Origin of the sequence: Rhodococcus pseudokoreensis, assembly GCF_017068395.1 — a bacterium.
In the GTDB taxonomy this organism is placed as follows: domain Bacteria; phylum Actinomycetota; class Actinomycetes; order Mycobacteriales; family Mycobacteriaceae; genus Rhodococcus_F; species Rhodococcus_F pseudokoreensis.
Window position 1 is genome coordinate 4771699 of sequence record NZ_CP070619.1, and the last position, 19457, is coordinate 4791155.

Here is a 19457-nt window from a genome sequence, read left to right on the forward strand (position 1 = left end):
CCGTGCGGCCACGATCGGCGAGGGAACCCGGTGTGAATCCGGGGCTGACGCGCAACGGTAACGGTCCCCGAAGGGGAGCGGAGCCCGACTACTCCCGATCGAGTTCGGTGATCCTCGGCTCCGCGACTGGGCCCTGATGAAGGAGTTCGCTCTTCATGCGCACGTCTTGGCGGCACCTCGCTGCTCTCACTGTCGGCTCGGCCCTACTGGTCTCCGCATGCTCGGCGTCCCCGGACGAACCGGCGCCCGAGCAGGCTTCGGAATCCTCCGCGTACCCGATGACCGTCGAGAACTGCGGGCACACCGTCACCATCGACGCACCACCGCAGCGCGCGGTGTCGCTCAATCAGGGCTCGACCGAGATCCTGCTCTCCCTCGGCCTCGCCGACCGGATGGTGGGCACCGCCACCTGGACCGACCCCGTCCGCGACAATCTCGCCGCCGACAACGCGAAGGTCCCGCGGCTCGCCGACAACAAGCCGTCCTTCGAGGTGGTTCTCGACACCGAACCCGATTTCGTGTCGGCCTCGTTCGGCGGCACCCTCGGACCGGGCGGTGTCGCCGACCGGAGCCAGTTCGACCAGTTGGGCGTCCCCAGCTATCTCTCGCCCACCGATTGCCAGGGCAAGACCGACGAGAGCGTCAACGCGGACGGGGCACGCACCGAACCGCTGCGCATCGACACCGTCTACCAGGAGATCCGCGAACTCGCCGCCATCTTCGACGTCCGAGACCGCGGTGAGCAGTTCGTCACGGAACTGCAGCAGCGGTTCGACGCCGCGTCGAGGGAGGTCGAGGCCTCCGGGGTGTCCCTGGCGTACTGGTTCGCCGACACCAACACCCCGTACATGGCGGGCTGCTGCGGATCCTCCGGCATCATCACCAACTCCGTCGGCGCCGGGAACATCTTCGCCGACACCACCAACGAATGGCCCCAGGTCAGCTGGGAGAGCGTCCTCGACCGCGACCCCACCGCCCTCGTCCTCGCGGATCTGAGCCGCCGCAGCATCGACGGAGATGCCCTCGACAGCAAGATCGCGTTCCTCGAGTCGAATCCGGTCACCCAGCGGCTCACCGCCGTTCGTGACAAGCGGTACATCGTCGTCAACGGTGCCGACCTGAACCCGTCGATCCGCACCATCGACGGCGTGGAGAAGACGGCGGCCGCGCTGAAGCAGTGGGGACTGGCGAACTGACCGTGGTGGCCACACGATTCGACTCCCGGCCGCTGCTCGGGGCATACCTGCTCGGCGGCCTCGCGGTGCTGGCGGCGTCGATCGCCGTCGTCATCACTATCGGACCCGCCAGCCTGTCGGTCGGTGACGTCTACGCCGTCGTGTTCGAGCGTCTCGGATTCGGGAGCGCCGACATCAGCCGCATCAAAGAGGGCATCGTCTGGGAGCTGAGACTGCCCCGCACCCTCCTCGCCGCCGTCTGCGGCGCGGGACTGGCGCTGTGCGGGGCGATCATGCAGTCGCTGCTGCGCAATCCGCTCGCCGACCCGTTCGTGCTCGGCATCTCGTCGGGGGCGTCCACCGGGGCGGTGCTGATCGCGGTCCTCGGTCTCGGCGCCGGCGCGGTGTCGCTGTCGGCGGGGGCGTTCGCGGGCGCGGTGCTTTCGTTCGCCCTGGTGATGCTGCTCGCCGCCGGCGCAGGCGGTGGCACGTCCCGGGTGGTGCTCGCGGGAGTGGCCGGGACACAACTGTTCTCGGCGTTGACGTCGTTCATCGTGATCTCGTCCGCGGACGCCGAGCAGACCCGCGGTGTGCTGTTCTGGCTGCTCGGCTCGCTCTCCGGCGCCGATTGGGCCGACGTCACCCTGTGCGGGGCAGTCACTCTCGTCGGACTGCTGGTGTGCCTGACCCAGTCGTCCGCGCTGGACGCCTTCACATTCGGAAACACCGCGGCCGCCGCACTCGGGGTGCCGGTCCGGTGGATCCGGATCCTCCTGCTGACCGTCACCGCACTCGTCACCGCCGCCCTGGTGAGCGCCGCAGGCGCGATCGGGTTCGTGGGACTGGTCCTGCCGCACGCCGCACGGTTCCTTGTCGGTCCCCGGCACAGCCGGCTGCTCCCCACCACTGCCGTGGTCGGCGCCATCTTCATGGTGTGGGTGGACGCGATCGCGCGCACCGTGTTCGCACCGCAAGAGGTTCCGGTCGGCGTCGTCACCGCCCTGATCGGCGTCCCGGCCTTCGCCGTCATCCTCTTCCGCATGCGGACCAGCCGATGACGCTGCACGCGAAGAACCTCGGCTGGAGCCGCGGCGGACACCTCGTGCTCGACGGGGTGACCGTCGACCCCGCGGCCGGTGAGACCATCGGGCTGCTCGGCCCGAACGGCTCGGGCAAGTCCTCGCTCCTGCGACTGCTCAGCGGGATCGCCGAACCCGACTCCGGCAGTGTCCTGCTCGACGGCACCGACATCAGGACCCTCCGGCGACGGCAGGTCGCGCGCCGGGTGGCGATGGTCGATCAGCATTCCGACACCGAGGTCGACATCACCGTGCTCGACGTGGTCCGGCTCGGCCGGATCCCGCACCGCGGGGTCTTCGGCGGCGACGAGTCGGCGGACGCCGCGGCCGTCGAGCGGGCGCTCGAGCACACCGGCATGACGTCGAAGTCGCACCGGCTGTGGCACACCCTGTCCGGCGGGGAACGGCAACGCGCCCAGATCGCGCGGGCCCTCGCGCAGGAACCGGACGAACTGCTGCTGGACGAACCGACCAACCACCTGGACATCCAGCATCAGCTCGACATCCTGTCCCTGGTCGCCGAACTTCCCCTCACCAGTTACATCGCCCTGCACGATCTCAATCTGGCCGCGATGTTCTGTGATCGCGTGGTGGTGCTCGAGGCCGGCCGCATCGTCGCCGCCGGCCGTCCCGCCACGGTGATCACCGAGGCGCTCGTCGAGCAGGTGTACCGGGTGCGGGCGGGGGTCGCCGTCGATCCCGTCACCGGCTACCCGACCGTCACGTACCGGCCGCAGTTCTCACGGCATCTCGCCGACCTCTGACCTGTGAGTACTTGTTAACCGCCGGCGGTTAACAAGTACTCACAGGGGGCTGCGCCGGAACCGCTTCGAGCGCCTCGTTCAGCGACGTTACGAAGCATCAGTTCTCCAGCTGTACTCGGGTGCCGCCGAGTCGTCGGAGTCGCTAGGCCAGCTCACGTCGCAGAAGTTCAGCCCCAGCGGCGAGCGCGACCATCTTGTCTCGTGCGACGCGTCGGCCCAGTGGCGCCATACCGCAATTGGTACTCGGGTAGAGCTTGTCTGCGTCAACAAACGGGAGTGCGCGACGAAGGGTTGCGGCAACCTCTTCGGGCGTCTCGATGGTGTCGCTCGCCACATCGATCGCACCCAGCATGACCTTCTTGCCCCGAAGCAGTTCGATCAGGTCGACAGGTACCCGCGAATTGTGACTCTCCAGCGACACGATGTCGATCGATGACTGTTGCAGCAGTGGAAACGACTCTTCGTACTGGCGCCACTCGGCCCCGAGCGTTGCCTTCCAGTCGGTGTTGGCTTTGATGCCGTAGCCGTAACAGATGTGAACGGCAGTTTCGCAGCTCAGCCCTTCGGTCGCGCGCTCGAGCGCCGCTACTCCCCAGTCTTTCAGTTCGTCGAAGAACACGTTGAACGCGGGCTCATCGATCTGGATTATGTCGACGCCTGCCGCTTCCAAGTCCTTTGCTTCTTGGTTCAGGATAGTCGCGAACTCCCATGCGAGCTTTTCGCGACTCTTGTAGTGGTCGTCATAGAGCGTGTCGATCATTGTCATTGGGCCAGGCAGGGCCCATTTGATCGGCTGGTCGGCCGCTGCTCGAAGACGCGTCGCATCCGCTGCGAACACTGACTTTTCGCGGCTCACCGCGCCGACAACCGTCGGGACGCTCGCATCATAGCGGTCACGAATTCGCACGGTCTCGCGCCGGTCGAAGTCAACGCCGCTGAGGTGCTCGATGAACGTGGTCACGAAATGCTGACGCGTCTGTTCACCATCGCTGATGATGTCGAGCCCGGCACGACGCTGCTCATGTGCTGCAAGCGTCTGGGCGTCGAGTTTCCCTTCGCGCAGTTCGTCGTCTCGCAACTTCCACGGCGACCAGAGCTTCTCTGGCTCCGAAAGCCACGAGGGCTTGGGCAGGCTACCGACGATCGAGGTGGGCAGGAGTGTGTTCATCTCTGGTACCTTTCGGTCTCGCACGGTCAGGCGGATTGCTTGGTAGCCCACCGTTCAAGAACAGGGCCATACGGTTTCATGAGATTCACCTCGGTGAACTTTCCCTGTGTGGTCGCGAGCTGAGTGCGCTCGACACGGTCGTAGCTCACTTGCGGAAGTGAATAGTTGCCGTTGTCGAGACTCGGCTGGTACACCTCCGACGCCGCAGTGTTCGCGTTGTAGATCTCGGGACGATAGATCTTCTGAAACGTCTCCATCGTCGCGATCGTTCCCGCGAGTGCGAGGAATGAATAGTCGTTGAGCAAGTCACCGCGGTGGTAAAAGGCCAATGGAGCGACGGACCCCTGAGGCATGAAGTAGCGAACCCTGAGCCCCATCTTCCCGAAGTACTGATCGGTGAGCGACTTCTCCTCTGCCACATACTCCACCCCAAGAATCGGGTGGTAATTCGTGAGTCGGCGGTACGTCCTGGACGTCGAAACGCTGATGCAGATGACTGGTGGCTGCGAGAACCGTTCGCGATACTCGTCCGATTCAACAAAACGCTGAAAGACCTGCCCGTGCAGATCGCCGAAGTCGCTGGGGATTCCCGTCGCTTGGTGCCCCGGGAGCCGAACGCTGAAATCGTAGTCGCGAATGTATGAGGAGAAGTTGTTTCCGACGATGCCCTCCATTCGGGCGCCCGTGGTGGTATCGACGATGTCAACGTCGAGCACTTCGATCACCGGAAACGCGGCGTCATCGCCGGCCGACGCGAGATGCAGGTCCACCGAGACGATGTCGAGTTCGAGTGCGTAGCGGTCACCACGCGGATTGTCCCAGTGCACCACCTCGTTGACACGGGTGTTCATCATCGTCACCGCGTTGCGCAGATTCTGCCGACGATCCTCGCCGCGTGCGAGATTCGCGAAGTTTGTCGTGCTGCGCGAGTTGGTCGTCGGGGTGTAGTCCTCATCGAAGCGCGTCGTGCTGATGCTGAAAACACAGTCGTTCGTCATGCTGATCAGTTGCCCCAATCACTTGCGGTGAGTGCAGCGACGAGCGCGTCGCCGCACGGGTTCACTGCCTGAGTTTTCGCAGCACTTCAACAGAATCTCCCGAAGGTCCAGGGCCGATCTTTCAGGCCGAAGACCCCGGGAGCCGACTGTCCGAAGTGGCGTGGAAGTCAGTGTAGGTAGCCCCGGCGTCATAGCCTAATTACCGCGGGCGATAGCTGGATATAGCCAATGACTATGCCAGCAGATCGACTCCGAACCCCGAAACGACGTCGCGCATCTCCGCCACGAAGCGCTGAGCCTGGGCGGTCAACGACACCGAGGCATGACCGATCCAACCGATCTCGATGCGATCGTCCACGTCGAGCGGAACAGCGACGATAGACGGATCGAGATCGTCCGAGACGATGCCGGTAGAGATGGTGTACCCGCCCAGACCGATCATGAGGTTGAAGATGGTCGCTCGATCGCTCACCCGAATGTCTTGCTTCGATGAAAGGGTGGAGAGGATCTCTTCAGCGAGATAGAAGGAGTTGTTCACACCCTGGTCAAACGTGAGCCGGGGCAAATCTTCAAGATCACTCAGCGCCACACTCTTTCGTCCCGCGAGAGGGTTCGTGCGGGCGATGAAGATATGTGGCGACGCCAGAAACAGCGGCGTGAAGACCAGCCCTGCTTCGCGAATCAGCTTGTTGATCACGTTTGCGTTGAACTCGTTGCGATAGAGCACACCGAGCTCACTTCGCAGCGTGCGAACATCTTCGATGATGTCCCACGTGCGGGTCTCTCGAAGACTGAACGCGTACTCCGCGGCCTCAGACGCTTTCACCATGCGGGCGAAGGCGTCGACGACGAATGAGTAGTGCTGAGTTGATACGGCCAAGAGCCGGCGCGAAGGCCCGCGGCCAAGATACCGCTGTTCCAGGAGTTCCGATTGCTCGACCACCTGGCGCGCGTAGCCGAGAAATTCCGCCCCGTCTTCGGTGAGCGTCACCCCACGGGGCGAGCGAACGAAGAGCGTACGTCCCACGCGACGTTCGAGGTCTTTCAGCGCGGCCGACATGGTCGGTTGCGCGACATAAAGCAGGTCCGCCGCGGCACTGATGGATCCTTCGGCGGCCACCTCCACGAAGTACCGCAACTGCTGAAGGGTGATTCCCCGCACCGTTCTCGCGACGTCCCGTGCCATGGCAGAAACCTATCGCACCTGTACACCTCGCCGACGCTGCGGATGCCCTGGTGGAACCGCTCATCGCTCTCACCGGACAACGGCTGTGAATGCACCTCTTGGGACGCTCGCCGGCGGACCTGCGGCGCACATCATCGAGCGGGGAGATCGAACGCCCAGATCCGCTCACTGTCTGCTCAGGACCCGGACCACTCCGCGCGCCCACCCTGCAGGAACGCGGTGACCCCGGCCCGGAAATCAGCACTGCCGTACACCGCACGGATCAGATCCGCGGACTCCGGCAACCCGGCCGTGCGGATCCGGCGCAGCACCTCACGGGTTGCGACCACCGTCAACGGCGCCGCCGCGAGAAGCTGCCCGGTCACCTCCGTCACCAGGTCGTCGAACAGCCCGAGGCCGGCGGGCTCGATCACGAATCCGATCGAGGCGGCCTCGGCGGCCGGCAGCATCGTCGCCCGTGCCACCATCGACGCCAACCGGGCCGAGCCCAATCTGTCGGTGAGCAGCGCCAACGGATACGCGGACAGCGCGTTGCCCAGGGTGCGGGCGATCGGCAACCCGAAGTAGGAGCGCGTGGTCGCGACCCGCACGTCGCACGCCGCCGCGACGATCAGTCCCGCACCCACACAGGCCCCGTCGATCACCGCCAACGTCGGCACCCGCACCTGCTCCAGGCGTTCGAGCACCTGCACGAACCGGTCCTCGTATGCCACCCCGTCCGCACCATCGGTGAACGTCCGGAAGTGCGCGATGTCGGAGCCGGCGGCAAACGCCCGGCCGGCGCCGCGGACGACCAGCAACCGTACCGTCGGGTCCGCGTTCACCCGCTCGCACACTCGCCCGAGGTCCTCGTACATCTGCGGTGTCAACGAGTTAAGCTTGCCGGGCCGATTGAAGGTGACCGTCACCACCGCGTCCGCATTCTCGATGATCAGGTCCGGGGCCTCGGGTCCCGCGGCCACCTCTGCCACGCCGGTCGTCATGGTCGTCATCGCATTCCCGCCCTCACTACTCATTCCGCTCGCCCACAGCCTCGTTGTGGGGCACCCGCAACGCTACGTCGCCGATCGGAACAGTGAAATATGTTGCAGCTGAGTAATCTTGCAACATTCGACGGATCGTTCTGCGAATGTTGCAACCACGATGAGGCGAGTTTCCGGGGAGGTGCCCGGCTGAGGATCCCTCCATTCATCCGGGCGTCGCATGTGTAGTTTCTCCATAGTTTCGAGCGGATCCGGCCCATACAGTGGTCCACGTCACGTCACGTCACGTCGCCCGGCCGGGTGTGCCCACTCTTCAGAAAGCCGAGACATTCATGTCGTCTGTACTGCAGAAACCCGAGATCGAGGCGAGGGTGGTCCGGAAGGTCGCCCGGCGGCTCATTCCGTTCCTCGGCCTGGCCTATTTCGTCAACTACCTCGACCGGACCAATATCGGGCTGGCGAAGCTGACCATGAGCGCGGAACTCGGGCTGACCGAGACCATGTTCGGCCTGGCGTCCGGGCTGTTCTTCATCGGGTATCTCCTGTTCGAGGTGCCGAGCAATCTCGCGCTGCACAGGTTCGGGGCCCGCCGCTGGATCGCCCGGATCATGCTCACGTGGGGAATCATCGCGGCGGCCATGGCCTTCGTTCCGAACTCCGGAGCGCTGTACGGGCTGCGCATGCTGCTGGGTATCGCCGAGGCGGGCTTCTTCCCGGGAGTCCTGCTCTACCTGACCCTGTGGTTCCCCCGCGCCTACCGGGTCCGGCTGATGGGTCTGTTCCTCCTCGCGCTCCCGGTGTCGTCGGCGCTCGGGGCACCGTTGTCGAGCGCCATCATCCAATACTGGGACGGCATATCCGGTCTGTCCGGTTGGCGCGTCATGTTCCTGATCGAGGGGATACCCGCCGTCCTGCTCGCGGTGGTCACCTGGTTCTACCTCACGGACCGGCCGTCGCAGGCCAAGTGGCTGGACGAGGACGAAAAGGTGTGGCTCACGCGTGAACTCGAATCGGAGGCTTCGGAATCCGGTTCCCACATCACTGGATCGGTGCGTCGGGCACTCACGGATGCGCGTGTGTGGATGCTGGGTCTCGTCTACTTCGGGATCACCTACGGGCTGTACTCGCTCAGCTTCTTCCTGCCCAGCATCGTCGCCGGTTTCAAGAAGACGTTCGCCACCGATTTCTCGCTGTTCACCACCGGACTGATCGTCGCGGTTCCGTTCGCGGTCGGCGCGGTCGCAATGGTGTTGTGGAGCAGGCACTCCGACCGGACGGGCGAGCGGATCTGGCACGTCGCCGTGCCCACTCTCATCGGAGCCGTGTCCATCCCCATTGCTCTGTACATGCAGTCGCCGCTCACGACGATGATCGCGGTCACCGTCAACGCGGTCGGTGTGTTCTGCGCACTGCCCGTGTTCTGGTACCTGCCCAGCACGTTCCTGACCGGTGCGGGTGCCGCGGCGGGCATCGCCGTCGTCAACTCGGTGGGCAACCTGAGCGGTTTCGGGGCCCCGTACGTCACCGGGTGGCTGTTCGACGCCACCGGGAACTCCCGCGCCGGACTGTGGGTCGTGGGGGCGGTCATGCTCGTCGCCGTGATGCTGGTTCTCGTCCTCAGATCCCGCGTAAGTACCACGCGCAGTGACGAAAACGCCGACACCCGCGTGGTCACCGCGAGTCGTTGAGCGTGCGCCCGGGGTCAGCGCTCCTCGGCGATCCGCTCGAGCAGTGGGCGGGTCCGGTAGGGGATGGCGTCGCGCATGGCGACGGACACCGTGGTGCGCTCGATCCCGGGCACGGCGAGGATGAGGCCGGCGACGCGGTACAGGTCGTCGGCATCAATGGCGACCACGCCGATGTGCAGGTCGGCGGCTCCGGAGATGCCGACGACCTCGACCACCTCGGCGATGTCCCGCAGGTGTTCGATGACGTCCTCGAGGCGGTGCTGGTCGACCACCGCGGTGACGAACGCCTGCAAGGGGTACCCCAGGTCGCGGGGTGACACGCAGCGGTCGACGGGTGCGAGCACGTGCTGCTCCTCCCAGCGAGACATTCTTGCCTGCACGGTATTCCGCGCCATCCCCAGCAGGGTGGCCAGTTGGACGCCGGTTGCGCGGGGAGCGTCGCACAGGGCGAGCAGCAGGCGGGCGTCGGTTCGATCGAGTCTCGTCATGTAGCGCAGTATCCCACACTCTCCGTGTCGAGAGTTGGGCATTCTGCTTAATTTGAGATGCAGCACTTGCGCATGCTGGATCCCGATGTTTGCATGAACGCATCATTCTGACCGAAACGGTCACACGTGGGCGGCGGTGCCTCCCGTTCCATCCCCTTTCGGAGGTTTTCGTGTTCGACAACGACGATGTGGTGCAACTGGTCACCGAAACCGGTGCGCGAGTGGCCCATCCCGACTACTCCCGGTACGTCGAAGACGTGGATCTTACCGCGGTGCGCGCGCTGTACGAGGACCTCGTCGTGGTGCGGCGCATCGACGCGGAGGCGACCGCGCTGCAGCGTCAGGGCGAACTGGGGCTCTGGGCGCCGCTGCTGGGGCAGGAAGCGGCGCAGGTCGGGTCGGCGCGCGCACTCGATCCCGGCGACTTCGTCTTCGCCAGCTACCGCGAACACGGGGTGGCGTATTGCCGCGACGTCGATCCCACCCACATGCTCCGGTTCTGGCGGGGGTCGACGCACTCGGGCTGGAACCCGTTCGACTACAACATGACAACCCCGGCGATCATCGTCGGCGCGCAGGCGCTGCACGCCACCGGGTACGCGCTCGGCATGCAGTTCGACGGCTCGGACGGCGCCGCGATCACGTACTTCGGCGACGGCGCGACCAGTCAGGGCGACATCTCCGAGGCCTTCGGATTCGCTGCGAGCTTCAACGCACCGGTGGTGTTCTTCTGCCAGAACAACCAGTGGGCGATCTCCGAACCGGTCAGTCTGCAATCGCGGGTGAGCATCGCCGCGCGGGGCCGGGGCTTCGGCGTCCCGAGCGTGCGCGTCGACGGCAACGACGTCCTCGCCGTGATCGCCGTGACCCGGGCCGCGCTCGAACGGGCACGGGAAGGCAGCGGACCGACGCTGATCGAGGCCGTCACCTACCGGATGGGCCCGCACACCACCTCCGACGACCCTTCCCGGTACCGCCCGGCCGCGCTCGACGAGGAATGGAAACGCAAGGACCCCCTTGACCGGATCCGTGCCCTCCTCGACTCGACGGGTGCGATCGACGACGACTACCTCGCCGCGGTGCAGCAGCGCGCCGACGACACCGCCGCCGCCTTGCGCCGCGGATGCCTCGAGACCGTCGAGCCCGGGCCGATGTCGTTGTTCGACAACGTCTACGCCGAACCCCATCCCCTCGTCGACGAAGAGCGGCGTCAGTTCGCCGCCTACCTCGACAGTTTCGAAGGAACCGACGCATGAGCACCGCCGCCTCGACCACGCTTCCGCTCGGCAAGGCCCTCAACGCCGGGTTGCGCCGCGCCCTCGAGAACGACCCGAAGGTCGTGCTCCTGGGTGAGGACATCGGCAAACTCGGCGGTGTCTTCCGCATCACCGACGGACTGCAGAAGGACTTCGGCCCCAATCGCGTCATCGACACCCCTCTCGCCGAGTCCGGGATCATCGGCACCGCAGTCGGTCTCGCGATGCGCGGCTACCGACCGGTGTGTGAGATCCAGTTCGACGGGTTCATCTACCCCGGCTTCGACCAGATCGTCTCGCAGGTCGCCAAACTCCACTACCGCACCAGCGGCAACGTCAAGATGCCGATCACCATCCGCGTCCCCTACGGCGGCGGCATCGGCGCCATCGAGCATCACTCCGAGTCCCCCGAGGGGTACTTCGCCGCGACCGCGGGTTTGCGGGTGGTGACCTGCAGCAACGCATCCGACGCGCAGACGATGATTCAGCAGGCCATCGCCTCGGACGATCCGGTGCTCTTCTTCGAACCCAAGCGGCGCTACTGGGAGAAGGGGCAGATCGACCCGGCCGCCGAGCCGGGGCCGCTGCACCGGGCCCGGGTGGTTGCCCCGGGCACCGACGTCACCGTCGTCGCCTACGGGCCGCTCGTGACGACGGCACTGCAGGCGGCGAAGGTCGCCGCCGGCGAGGGCCGGTCGGTCGAAGTGATCGATCTGCGGTCCATTTCCCCGCTCGACGTCGACACCGTCGCCGCGTCCGTGCAACGCACCGGACGCCTGGTGATCACCCACGAGGCGCCCGTGTTCCTCGGGATCGGCGCCGAGATCGCCGCCCGCATCGGTGAGCGCTGCTTCTATCACCTCGAAGCGCCGGTCGCCCGCGTCGGCGGGTTCACCGTCCCCTACCCGCCGGCGAAACTCGAACAGCACTTCCTGCCGGACGTCGACCGCATCCTCGACGCCGTCGACCGCACCTTCACCGCGTAAGGACCAGGAGTTCTCATGCCCACTGTCAAGACATTCCTGCTGCCCGACCTCGGCGAGGGCCTCACCGACGCCGAACTGCTGACCTGGCTGGTCGGGGTGGGTGACACCGTGACGCTCAACCAGAACATCGCCGAGGTCGAGACGGCGAAGGCCTCCGTGGAGTTGCCCTCGCCGTACGCCGGAACGGTGGTCGCGCTGCACGCGGCGGCGGGGACGACCGTCGACGTCGGCAGCCCGTTCATCGACGTCGAGATCGCCGGCGAAGAATCGCCCGCCCCTGCGCCCCCGGCCGAGCGGACCCCGGTCCTCGTCGGCTACGGCGTGGCCGAGGAGTCGTCCAGCAGGCGCCGGACGCGGCGTCCGGCGGCGGGGACCCGGGTCGACGTCACCGCGACCCCGCACCCGACGCGTCCGCTGGCGTCGCCGCCCGTGCGGTTCGCCGCGAAGCAACGCGGAGTCGATCTCACCGAGGTGGACGCCACCGGGGTGCACGGTGAAGTGACCAGGGACGACCTCGAACGCCATCGCGACGCCACCCCGGTGCCGACGCCGACGGCCACGGCAACGCCCGACGCCGACGAGGAACGCATCCCGATCAAGGGCGTCCGCAAGCACACCGCCGCGGCGATGGTCCGCAGCGCGTTCACCGCCCCGCACGTCACCGAGTTCGTCACGGTCGACGTCACGCCGACCATCGAACTGCTCGCTCAGGTGCGTGAAACGACGCACTTCACCGACGTGCGCCTGACACCGCTGACGTTGGTGGCCAAGGCCCTGCTCGTGGCGCTGCGCACCAACCCGACCCTGAATTCGTTCTGGGACGAGGACGCGCAGGAAATCGTGGTCAAGCGGTCCGTGAACCTCGGCATCGCGGCCGCCACCCCGCGCGGACTGATGGTGCCGAACATCAAGAACGCGCACACCCTCGGTCTGCGCGACCTCGCGATCGCCGTGTCGGATCTGACGACCACCGCCAAGGACGGGAAGACCGGACCGGCCGACCTGGCCGACGGCACGATCACGATCACCAACGTCGGTGTGTTCGGTGTCGATGCGGGCACGCCCATCCTCAACCCCGGCGAGGCGGCGATCCTGTGCTTCGGGGCGATCCGCAGGCAGCCGTGGGAATACCGGGGCGAGATCGCGTTGCGGTCGGTGACGACGCTGAGCCTGTCGTTCGACCATCGACTGGTCGATGGCGAGCAGGGCTCGCGATTCCTCGCCGCCGTCGGCCAGATCCTGGCGGACCCGATGACGCTGATCGCGCTGAGCTGACATCCGGTCCACTTCGACCGTTCCTGCACGTCCCATGGCGTGCCCGACCCAGGGAGTTTCCCCATGCTCGACCAACCGGACGTTCTGATCCTCGGCGGTGGATCCGGCGGGTACGCCTGCGCCTTCCGTGCCGCGCAACTGGGCAAATCCGTCACGCTGATCGAAGAGGACAAGGTCGGCGGCACGTGCCTGCACCGCGGGTGCATCCCCACCAAGGCGCTCGTGCACGCCGCCGAGGTCGCCGACACCGTCTCCCACGCGTCGGCCCTCGGGATCGGTGCGACACTCGGCGGGATCGACCTCGACGGGGTCCACGCGTACAAGAACGCGATCGTCGAACGCCTCTACAAGGGCCTGCAGGGTCTGGTCAGCAGTCACCGGATCGAGGTGGTCCAGGGCACCGGCCGCTACGGCGGAGGCCGCACCGTCCACGTCGGTGACCGCACGATCACCGGCCGATCACTGGTCCTCGCGACCGGCTCGGAGGTCCGGAGTCTGCCAGGACTCGAGATCGGCGGCCGAATCCTCACCAGCGACCAAGCCTTGACGTTCCCCGAACTTCCGCGTCGCGTCGTCGTACTCGGCGGCGGTGTGATCGGCGTCGAGTTCGCCGGCATCTGGGCATCCCTGGGCGCGGACGTCACGATCGTCGAGGCGCTGCCCCGGCTGATCGCCGCCGAGGACGAATGGGCCTCGAAGCAACTCACCCGGGCCCTGCGCAAGCGCGGCATCACGGTCATGACCGGCACCCGGTTCGCTAAAGCCGTTCAGGACGAGCGCACGGTCAGCGTCACCGTGGAGTCGGGCGACACGATCGAGGCCGACCTGCTGCTCGTCGCGGTCGGCCGCGGACCCCGCACCGCCGGCCTCGGACTCACCGAGCACGGCATCGACGTAGACCCCCGCGGGTTCGTCACGGTCGACGATTCCCTGCGCACCTCCCAGCCGGACGTGTACGCGGTCGGCGACATCGTGGCCGGGCCGCAACTCGCGCACCGCGGATTCCAGCAGGGCATCTTCGTCGCCGAAACGATCGCCGGACTGAGCCCGACCTCGGTGGAGGACAGCGGAATTCCCCGGGTGACGTACTCGAACCCCGAGGTCGCGTCGGTCGGGCTCACCGAAGCGCAGGCACGCGAACGCCACGGTGACGTCGCCACCGTCGTCTACGACCTCGCCGGCAACGGCCGAAGCCAGATCCTCGGAACCAGCGGCGGCGTCAAACTCGTGCGCGCCGGAGCCACGGAGGGGCCGGTCGTCGGTATCCACATGGTTGGAGAACGCGTGGGTGAACTCATCGGCGAGGCCCAACTGATTGTCAATTGGGGCGCCTACCCGAACGAGGTCGCCGGACTCGTGCACGCGCACCCCACCCAGGCCGAGGCGCTCGGCGAGGCGCACCTCGCCCTCGCGGGAACCCCGCTGCACAGCCACAGCTGATCGAGAGCATTACCGTTGGCGGAGTGGGGAGAAGGCATATCACGGCATGGTGCCGCCCGCAGGCGAGGAAGAGGGGGGCTCCTCGGCCGCGGGCGGCTGTGGCCCTCCAGCCGAGGGGTGACCGGTCAGGGGGCCTCGCTGGTCCGTGGGGCCGCCGGGCCCGCGGAACAGCGTAGGTGTCGGGTACCCGATCTGTGCGGGACTATTCACCGCTGGAAGCAACGATTCGTCCGAGTCGATCCCTGAAAACGACTGGGCGAGTGTCCAGTTGTAGCGGAAACTCGAGGACCGTCCGATCGAACCGACCGGCCGGTTATCGTTTCGCGTTCCCGTCCGTACTCGGGTAGAACGCAAGTCGGCCATCGGCGGGGGCGGACGGCGATATCCTGGGGTACAACGTCGAGAGGTGGGCAGTGTGGCATGCGTCGACCGTGTTTCGAATGGGACGAATCGATGTAGTCGATGACTGACGTCGATCCGTTCGCCACCCAGCGCGACGTGTCCGGTTCGGTCACGGCGGAGTTGGCGACGGCCGGATTCGAGGACGCCCACGAGATCGGCCGCGGCGGATTCGGGGTCGTGTACCGCTGCACTCAAACTGCGCTCGACCGCACCGTGGCGGTCAAGGTCCTCACGGCCGACCTCGACGAGGAGAACCGGGCCCGGTTCCTGCGGGAGCAGCGTGCGGCGGGCCGGCTGACGGGTCACCCCAACATCGTCAACGTTCTCCACGCCGGTGTCACCGACAACGGCAGGCCTTACATCGTGATGCCGTACCAGGCGCAGGGTTCGCTCGACGAACGGATCCGCCGCCACGGACCGCTCCCGCTGGACGAGGCGCTGCGGCTCGGGGTGAAGATGGCCGGCGCCCTGGAGACCGCCCACCGCCTCGGAATCCTCCATCGCGACGTCAAACCGGCGAACATCCTCATCACCGATTACGGCGAGCCGGCACTCACCGATTTCGGCATCGCCCACATCGCGGGCGGGTTCGAGACCAGCGCGGGCATCGTGACGGGGTCGCCGGCATTCACCGCCCCCGAGGTCGTGGCGGGCGACGCTCCCAGCCCTGCCGCCGACGTCTACGGCCTCGGTGCCGCCTTGTTCGCGGCGATCACCGGGCACGCGGCGTTCGAACGCCGCAGCGGTGAACAGCTGGTGGCGCAGTTCCTGCGGATCGCGTCCGAGCCGGTCCCGAACCCGCGCGAGCACGGCGTATCCGAGGACATCAGCGCGGTCATCGAACGTGCCATGTCGTCCGAACCCGGCGCTCGCCCGTCCGCCGTGGAATTGGGCAGGCAACTCCGCGAGGCGCAACTGCGTCACGGCTTTCCGGTCGACGAGATGGCGATGTATGCGGGAACGGCTGCAGTGCAAGGCAGCACGCCGGAACCGGGCGCCGGTTCCGGGGGAGAAGGCGCGTGGCGCCGGCCCGCCGGAGCACCCGCGGACTCGGGCCGGACGGGTGGACTCCCGCTGGAGCTGACCAGCTTCGTCGACCGCCGTACGGAACTGGCGGAGGCGACGAATCTGCTGTCGACGTCGCGGCTGGTGACGTTGACCGGAATCGGCGGGGTGGGGAAGACCCGGCTCGCTATCCGTGCTGCCACCAAGGCGCAACGGAACTTCGCGGACGGCGTGACTCTGGTGGAACTGGGTGAACTACTGGATGATTCGCTGCTGGCCGGGGTGGTGGTCGCTGCCCTGGGGCTGCGGGACCAGTCGGCGCGACACCCCCACGAGGTGCTCGTCGAGTTCCTCTCCGCGCGGGACCTGCTGCTCGTGCTGGACAACTGCGAGCAGGTGGTGGCCGCGGCCGCGAAACTCGCCGAAATCCTGCTTCGCGCGTGCCCGCAACTGCGGATCCTCGCGACGAGTCGCGAACCGCTCGGCATCGGCGGGGAAGCGGCGCTGCTGATCCCTCCACTGCCCGTCCCGGATCCCGATCACCTCCCGAAAGGGCTGCCCCGCAACGACGCGGTCACCCTGTTCGTCGAACGCGGTGTCGCCGCAGTCCCCGGGTTCGAACTCACCGAGGACAACAAGGTCACCATCGCCCGGATCTGTCAGCGGCTGGACGGGTTGCCGTTGCCGATCGAATTGGCTGCGGCGCGACTGCGCGCGATGACGCCCGACCAGATCCTGCAACGCCTGACCGACCGCTACCTGCTGCTGACCCGCGGCAGCCGAGATGCGCCGTCGCGGCAGCAGACGCTGCGGATGTGCATCGACTGGAGCTATGACCTGTGCACCCCTGTGGAACAACGGATGTGGGCGCAGCTGTCCGTGTTCGCGGGCACGTTCGAACTCGAGGCGGCGGAACAGGTCTGCGACGGTGACGACGTCGACGACCTCCTCGACACGGTGACCTTCCTCGTCGACAAGTCGATCCTGACGAGGGAGGAGTCGGGCACCGCGGTGCGGTTCCGGATGCTCGAGACCGTGCGCGCCTACGGGCGCGAAAAGGCGCAGGAGAGTGGCGTGTACACCGAACTGCGCCGTCGTCACCGGGACTGGTGTGACCGCCTCGCGGTCGAAGCGGAATCCGAATGGATCAGCTCTCGGCAACTTCCGTTGATCGCCAAACTGTCCCGGGAACTACCTAACATCCGTGAAGCGCTGGACTTCTGCGTGTCCGACAGCCCGGACGTCGGAACTCGGATCGCGGCCGCGTTGTACCCGTTCTGGCTGGCCCGGGGGCTGTTCGTCGAGGGGCGCCGGTGGCTCGGTCGTTTCCTTACCCGCCAGCCGTCCGAGCCCACGATCGACCGCGCCAAAGCCCTGTACGGTGCCGCCGTGCTGGCCGGAGTGCAGGGCGACATTTCGGTGTCGGACACCCTTGCGGAGGAAGCGCGGGCGCTCGCCGCTCGGACGCCCGACCCGGAGGTGCGCGCGCACCTCGACTACGCGATCGGATACGCGGCCTTGTTCGCGGGCCGCCTTCCCGAGGGGCGCGCACATCTCGAGAAGGCCATACATGTGTTCACGGCACGCAACGACGTCTTCGAGGTGGCCGCCGTCGTGGGTCTCGGCATGATTTACGACCTGTTGAACGACACGGAACGTGCCGTCGAATGCCACGAGCGCGTCCTCGCGATCACCGAGGCGCAGGGCGAATCGGTGTACCGGTCGTATTCGCTGTGGGCTCTGGCCGTCGCCGTGTGGCAGAAGGGGGAGACGGCCCGGGCGGTGCGTCTCCTCGGGCAGGCGCTCCAGGTGGACCGCCGGGTGAACGACCGGCTCAATTCCAGTGTGTGCCTGCAGGCACTCGCCTGGATCGCCGCCGAGGAACAGAACATGGAACGGGCCGTCGTGTTGATGGGAGCCGCCGAGGCGCTCACCCGCTCGGTGGGCAGTTCGACGGTGCTGGTGCCCGGACTGAGCGTGTACCAGGACGAGTGCGAACGCGCGACCCGGCAGGCGATGACCGAATCGGCGTTCGCCGCCGCCCGACGAAAAGGCGAGGCGCTCGGGTTCGACGCAGCCGTCGCCTACGCACTGGGCGAGCAGGTCTTACCGTCGTCGGCCTCCACCGGTCCGTCCCCGAAACCGACGAAGCGGGAGCGTGAAGTCGCCGCCCTCATCGCCGAGGGACTGACCAACAAGGAGATTGCGGCTCGACTGGTCATCTCGCCTCGCACCGCGCAGGGGCACGTGGAGCACCTGCTCACGAAACTGGGATTCAACTCGCGCGCGCAGATCGCGGCGTGGGTCGTGGAATCGCAGGGCGAGGGGTCCTGAGTCGCGGTTCTCGGGGTGTTCGGCGCGAAATGTTATGCGGTGAGGGTGATGTCCACGGTGTGGAGGCCGCTGGTCGTGGGCTTCACCGAGGCCGTGCCGTTGCCGACGGGTGAGAGGGCCCGCACGGTCCAGTCGCCCGGTGCGACGAAGAAACGGAAGTCCCCGGTGCCGGAGGCGACGATCTCGGCGGTGAACGTGCCTGTGCCGTCGAGGAGTCGAACGAACGCTCCGCCGACAGGTTGCCCGTCTCTCGTGACGACTTTGCCGGTGATGGCGGTTTCCTTGCCGAGGTCGACGCCGGCGGGGATGGTGTGGGTTTGCGTCGGTGCTGCGCTCATGTGCTTGTTCCCGCGCTCCGCTACTTGCCCAGTTCGATCGGTACGCCGACGAGCGAGCCGTATTCGGTCCAGCTGCCGTCGTAGTTCTTGACATTCTTGTGGCCGAGCAGTTCCTTGAGCACGAACCAGGTGTGGCTGGAGCGCTCACCGATCCGGCAGTAGGCGATGGTGTCCCGGGATCCGTCGAGGCCGGCTTCGCCGTAGATCGCGGTGAGTTCCTCGTCGGACTTGAACGTGCCGTCCTCGTTCGCCGCCTTGCTCCACGGAACGTTCAGTGCGCCCGGGATGTGGCCGGGACGCTGGCTCTGCTCCTGCGGCAGGTGCGCCGGCGCGAGGATCTTGCCCGTGAACTCGTCGGGCGATCGGACGTCGACCAGGTTCAGCACACCGATCGCGTCGACGGCCTCGTCGCGGAACGCGCGGATCGACAGGTCCGGTTCGGACGCCCGGTACGTGCTGGTCGGCCGAGTGACGGTGTCCTCGGAGAGGGGGCGTTCCTCGAGTTCCCACTTCTTGCGGCCGCCGTCGAGCAGTTTGACATTGTCGTGGCCGTAGAGCTTGAAGTACCAGTAGGCGTACGCCGCGAACCAGTTGTTGTTGCCTCCGTAGAGGACGACCTCGTCGTCGTTGGCGATCCCGCGGGCCGACAGCAGAGCGGAGAACTGCTCGCGGTCGAGGAAGTCGCGGCGGACCTGATCCTGCAGATCCTTCTTCCAGTCGAGCTTGACGGCGCCCTCGATGTGGCCGATGTCGTACGCGGACGTGTCTTCGTCGACCTCGACGAACACGACGTTGGGCGCGTTCAGGTTCTGCTGAGCCCAGTCGGTGGAGACCAGGACGTCGGAGCGAGCCATGTTCTTCCTTCACTGTGAACTTGCCGGGGTTTTCCATC

The 19457-nt window shown here is 66.6% G+C and carries 16 protein-coding genes; 9 read left to right on the forward strand and 7 right to left on the reverse strand.

All coding sequences use genetic code 11. The features are described 5' to 3' along the window. Nucleotides 1-155 precede the first annotated feature (155 nt). Genes JWS13_RS26930 through JWS13_RS26940 form a run of 3 tightly spaced genes read left to right on the forward strand, consistent with a single transcriptional unit; the run spans nucleotide 156 to nucleotide 3018 of the window. Nucleotides 156-1196 (forward strand): ABC transporter substrate-binding protein, encoded by a 1041-nt coding sequence (locus JWS13_RS26930; RefSeq protein ID WP_206008386.1) that lies wholly within the window; start codon nucleotides 156-158, stop codon nucleotides 1194-1196. Beyond that, nucleotides 1178-2233: a FecCD family ABC transporter permease gene (locus tag JWS13_RS26935; RefSeq protein ID WP_374229581.1), complete on the forward strand. Its 1056-nt coding sequence runs from the start codon at nucleotides 1178-1180 to the stop codon at nucleotides 2231-2233. Before JWS13_RS26930 ends, JWS13_RS26935 begins: the two co-directional genes overlap by 19 nt. Next, the gene (locus JWS13_RS26940) at nucleotides 2230-3018 is read left to right on the forward strand and encodes an ABC transporter ATP-binding protein (RefSeq protein ID WP_206008387.1); all 789 of its coding nucleotides are present in this window, start codon (nucleotides 2230-2232) and stop codon (nucleotides 3016-3018) included. Before JWS13_RS26935 ends, JWS13_RS26940 begins: the two co-directional genes overlap by 4 nt. A 142-nt stretch (nucleotides 3019-3160) precedes the next feature. Here JWS13_RS26940 and JWS13_RS26945 read toward each other — a convergent pair whose 3' ends face one another. From JWS13_RS26945 to JWS13_RS26960, 4 genes are all read right to left on the reverse strand, one after another. After that, nucleotides 3161-4186, reverse strand: a complete 1026-nt coding sequence (locus tag JWS13_RS26945) for a methionine synthase (RefSeq protein WP_206008388.1) — start codon at nucleotides 4184-4186, stop codon at nucleotides 3161-3163. A 26-nt stretch (nucleotides 4187-4212) separates the two neighbouring features. Further along, nucleotides 4213-5184 carry a putative oxygenase MesX gene (locus JWS13_RS26950; protein ID WP_206011737.1) on the reverse strand — a complete coding sequence of 324 codons (972 nt, stop codon included), beginning with the start codon at nucleotides 5182-5184 and terminating at the stop codon, nucleotides 4213-4215. A 232-nt stretch (nucleotides 5185-5416) separates the two neighbouring features. Then, a complete protein-coding gene (locus JWS13_RS26955; RefSeq protein ID WP_206008389.1) occupies nucleotides 5417-6370 on the reverse strand; it encodes a LysR family transcriptional regulator in 954 nt (317 codons plus the stop codon). Nucleotides 6371-6546: 176 nt separating this feature from the next. Next, nucleotides 6547-7362, reverse strand: coding sequence for an enoyl-CoA hydratase (locus tag JWS13_RS26960; protein ID WP_241032317.1), 816 nt, complete (start codon nucleotides 7360-7362; stop codon nucleotides 6547-6549). A gap of 323 nt (nucleotides 7363-7685) precedes the next feature. Here JWS13_RS26960 and JWS13_RS26965 point away from each other — a divergent pair, with 323 nt between their 5' ends. After that, complete coding sequence (locus JWS13_RS26965; RefSeq protein WP_206008390.1) at nucleotides 7686-9041, forward strand: MFS transporter; 1356 nt, start codon at nucleotides 7686-7688, stop codon at nucleotides 9039-9041. A gap of 14 nt (nucleotides 9042-9055) precedes the next feature. Here JWS13_RS26965 and JWS13_RS26970 read toward each other — a convergent pair whose 3' ends face one another. After that, entirely contained in the window at nucleotides 9056-9529 is a 474-nt protein-coding gene (locus tag JWS13_RS26970) for an Lrp/AsnC family transcriptional regulator (RefSeq protein WP_206008391.1), read from the reverse strand. Between the two features lie 170 nt (nucleotides 9530-9699). On the opposite strand from JWS13_RS26970, the gene pdhA reads away from it, so the two are divergent. The 5 genes from pdhA (at nucleotide 9700) to JWS13_RS26995 (ending at nucleotide 18227) form a co-directional block, all read left to right on the forward strand. Continuing rightward, nucleotides 9700-10785 (forward strand): pyruvate dehydrogenase (acetyl-transferring) E1 component subunit alpha, encoded by a 1086-nt coding sequence (gene pdhA, locus JWS13_RS26975; protein ID WP_206008392.1) that lies wholly within the window; start codon nucleotides 9700-9702, stop codon nucleotides 10783-10785. Next, nucleotides 10782-11771 carry an alpha-ketoacid dehydrogenase subunit beta gene (locus JWS13_RS26980; protein WP_206008393.1) on the forward strand — a complete coding sequence of 330 codons (990 nt, stop codon included), beginning with the start codon at nucleotides 10782-10784 and terminating at the stop codon, nucleotides 11769-11771. The genes pdhA and JWS13_RS26980 overlap by 4 nt, the downstream gene beginning before the upstream one ends. 15 nt (nucleotides 11772-11786) lie before the next feature. Next, complete coding sequence (locus JWS13_RS26985; protein ID WP_206008394.1) at nucleotides 11787-13046, forward strand: dihydrolipoamide acetyltransferase family protein; 1260 nt, start codon at nucleotides 11787-11789, stop codon at nucleotides 13044-13046. A gap of 63 nt (nucleotides 13047-13109) precedes the next feature. Beyond that, nucleotides 13110-14486 carry a dihydrolipoyl dehydrogenase gene (gene lpdA, locus JWS13_RS26990; RefSeq protein ID WP_206008395.1) on the forward strand — a complete coding sequence of 459 codons (1377 nt, stop codon included), beginning with the start codon at nucleotides 13110-13112 and terminating at the stop codon, nucleotides 14484-14486. A gap of 462 nt (nucleotides 14487-14948) precedes the next feature. Next, a complete protein-coding gene (locus JWS13_RS26995; RefSeq protein WP_206008396.1) occupies nucleotides 14949-18227 on the forward strand; it encodes a protein kinase domain-containing protein in 3279 nt (1092 codons plus the stop codon). Nucleotides 18228-18259: 32 nt separating this feature from the next. Here JWS13_RS26995 and JWS13_RS27000 read toward each other — a convergent pair whose 3' ends face one another. Both JWS13_RS27000 and JWS13_RS27005 read right to left on the reverse strand, forming a co-directional pair. Beyond that, the gene (locus tag JWS13_RS27000) at nucleotides 18260-18565 is read right to left on the reverse strand and encodes a DUF1416 domain-containing protein (protein ID WP_206008397.1); all 306 of its coding nucleotides are present in this window, start codon (nucleotides 18563-18565) and stop codon (nucleotides 18260-18262) included. A 20-nt stretch (nucleotides 18566-18585) separates the two neighbouring features. Beyond that, the gene (locus JWS13_RS27005; protein ID WP_206008398.1) at nucleotides 18586-19419 is read right to left on the reverse strand and encodes a sulfurtransferase; all 834 of its coding nucleotides are present in this window, start codon (nucleotides 19417-19419) and stop codon (nucleotides 18586-18588) included. Between the last annotated feature and the right edge of the window lie 38 nt (nucleotides 19420-19457).

Excerpts from the sequence above, each read along its gene's own strand:
- JWS13_RS27000 (WP_206008397.1), bottom strand. The coding sequence starts at position 18,565 with ATGAGCGCAGCACCGACGCAAACCCACACCATCCCCGCCGGCGTCGAC.
- JWS13_RS26940 (WP_206008387.1), top strand. The coding sequence starts at position 2,230 with ATGACGCTGCACGCGAAGAACCTCGGCTGGAGCCGCGGCGGACACCTC.
- JWS13_RS26930 (WP_206008386.1), top strand. The coding sequence starts at position 156 with ATGCGCACGTCTTGGCGGCACCTCGCTGCTCTCACTGTCGGCTCGGCC.
- JWS13_RS26980 (WP_206008393.1), top strand. The coding sequence starts at position 10,782 with ATGAGCACCGCCGCCTCGACCACGCTTCCGCTCGGCAAGGCCCTCAAC.
- JWS13_RS26955 (WP_206008389.1), bottom strand. The coding sequence starts at position 6,370 with ATGGCACGGGACGTCGCGAGAACGGTGCGGGGAATCACCCTTCAGCAG.
- JWS13_RS26950 (WP_206011737.1), bottom strand. The coding sequence starts at position 5,184 with ATGACGAACGACTGTGTTTTCAGCATCAGCACGACGCGCTTCGATGAG.
- JWS13_RS26965 (WP_206008390.1), top strand. The coding sequence starts at position 7,686 with ATGTCGTCTGTACTGCAGAAACCCGAGATCGAGGCGAGGGTGGTCCGG.
- JWS13_RS27005 (WP_206008398.1), bottom strand. The coding sequence starts at position 19,419 with ATGGCTCGCTCCGACGTCCTGGTCTCCACCGACTGGGCTCAGCAGAAC.
- JWS13_RS26945 (WP_206008388.1), bottom strand. The coding sequence starts at position 4,186 with ATGAACACACTCCTGCCCACCTCGATCGTCGGTAGCCTGCCCAAGCCC.
- JWS13_RS26970 (WP_206008391.1), bottom strand. The coding sequence starts at position 9,529 with ATGACGAGACTCGATCGAACCGACGCCCGCCTGCTGCTCGCCCTGTGC.
- JWS13_RS26960 (WP_241032317.1), bottom strand. The coding sequence starts at position 7,362 with ATGACGACCATGACGACCGGCGTGGCAGAGGTGGCCGCGGGACCCGAG.
- JWS13_RS26985 (WP_206008394.1), top strand. The coding sequence starts at position 11,787 with ATGCCCACTGTCAAGACATTCCTGCTGCCCGACCTCGGCGAGGGCCTC.
- JWS13_RS26995 (WP_206008396.1), top strand. The coding sequence starts at position 14,949 with ATGACTGACGTCGATCCGTTCGCCACCCAGCGCGACGTGTCCGGTTCG.
- lpdA (WP_206008395.1), top strand. The coding sequence starts at position 13,110 with ATGCTCGACCAACCGGACGTTCTGATCCTCGGCGGTGGATCCGGCGGG.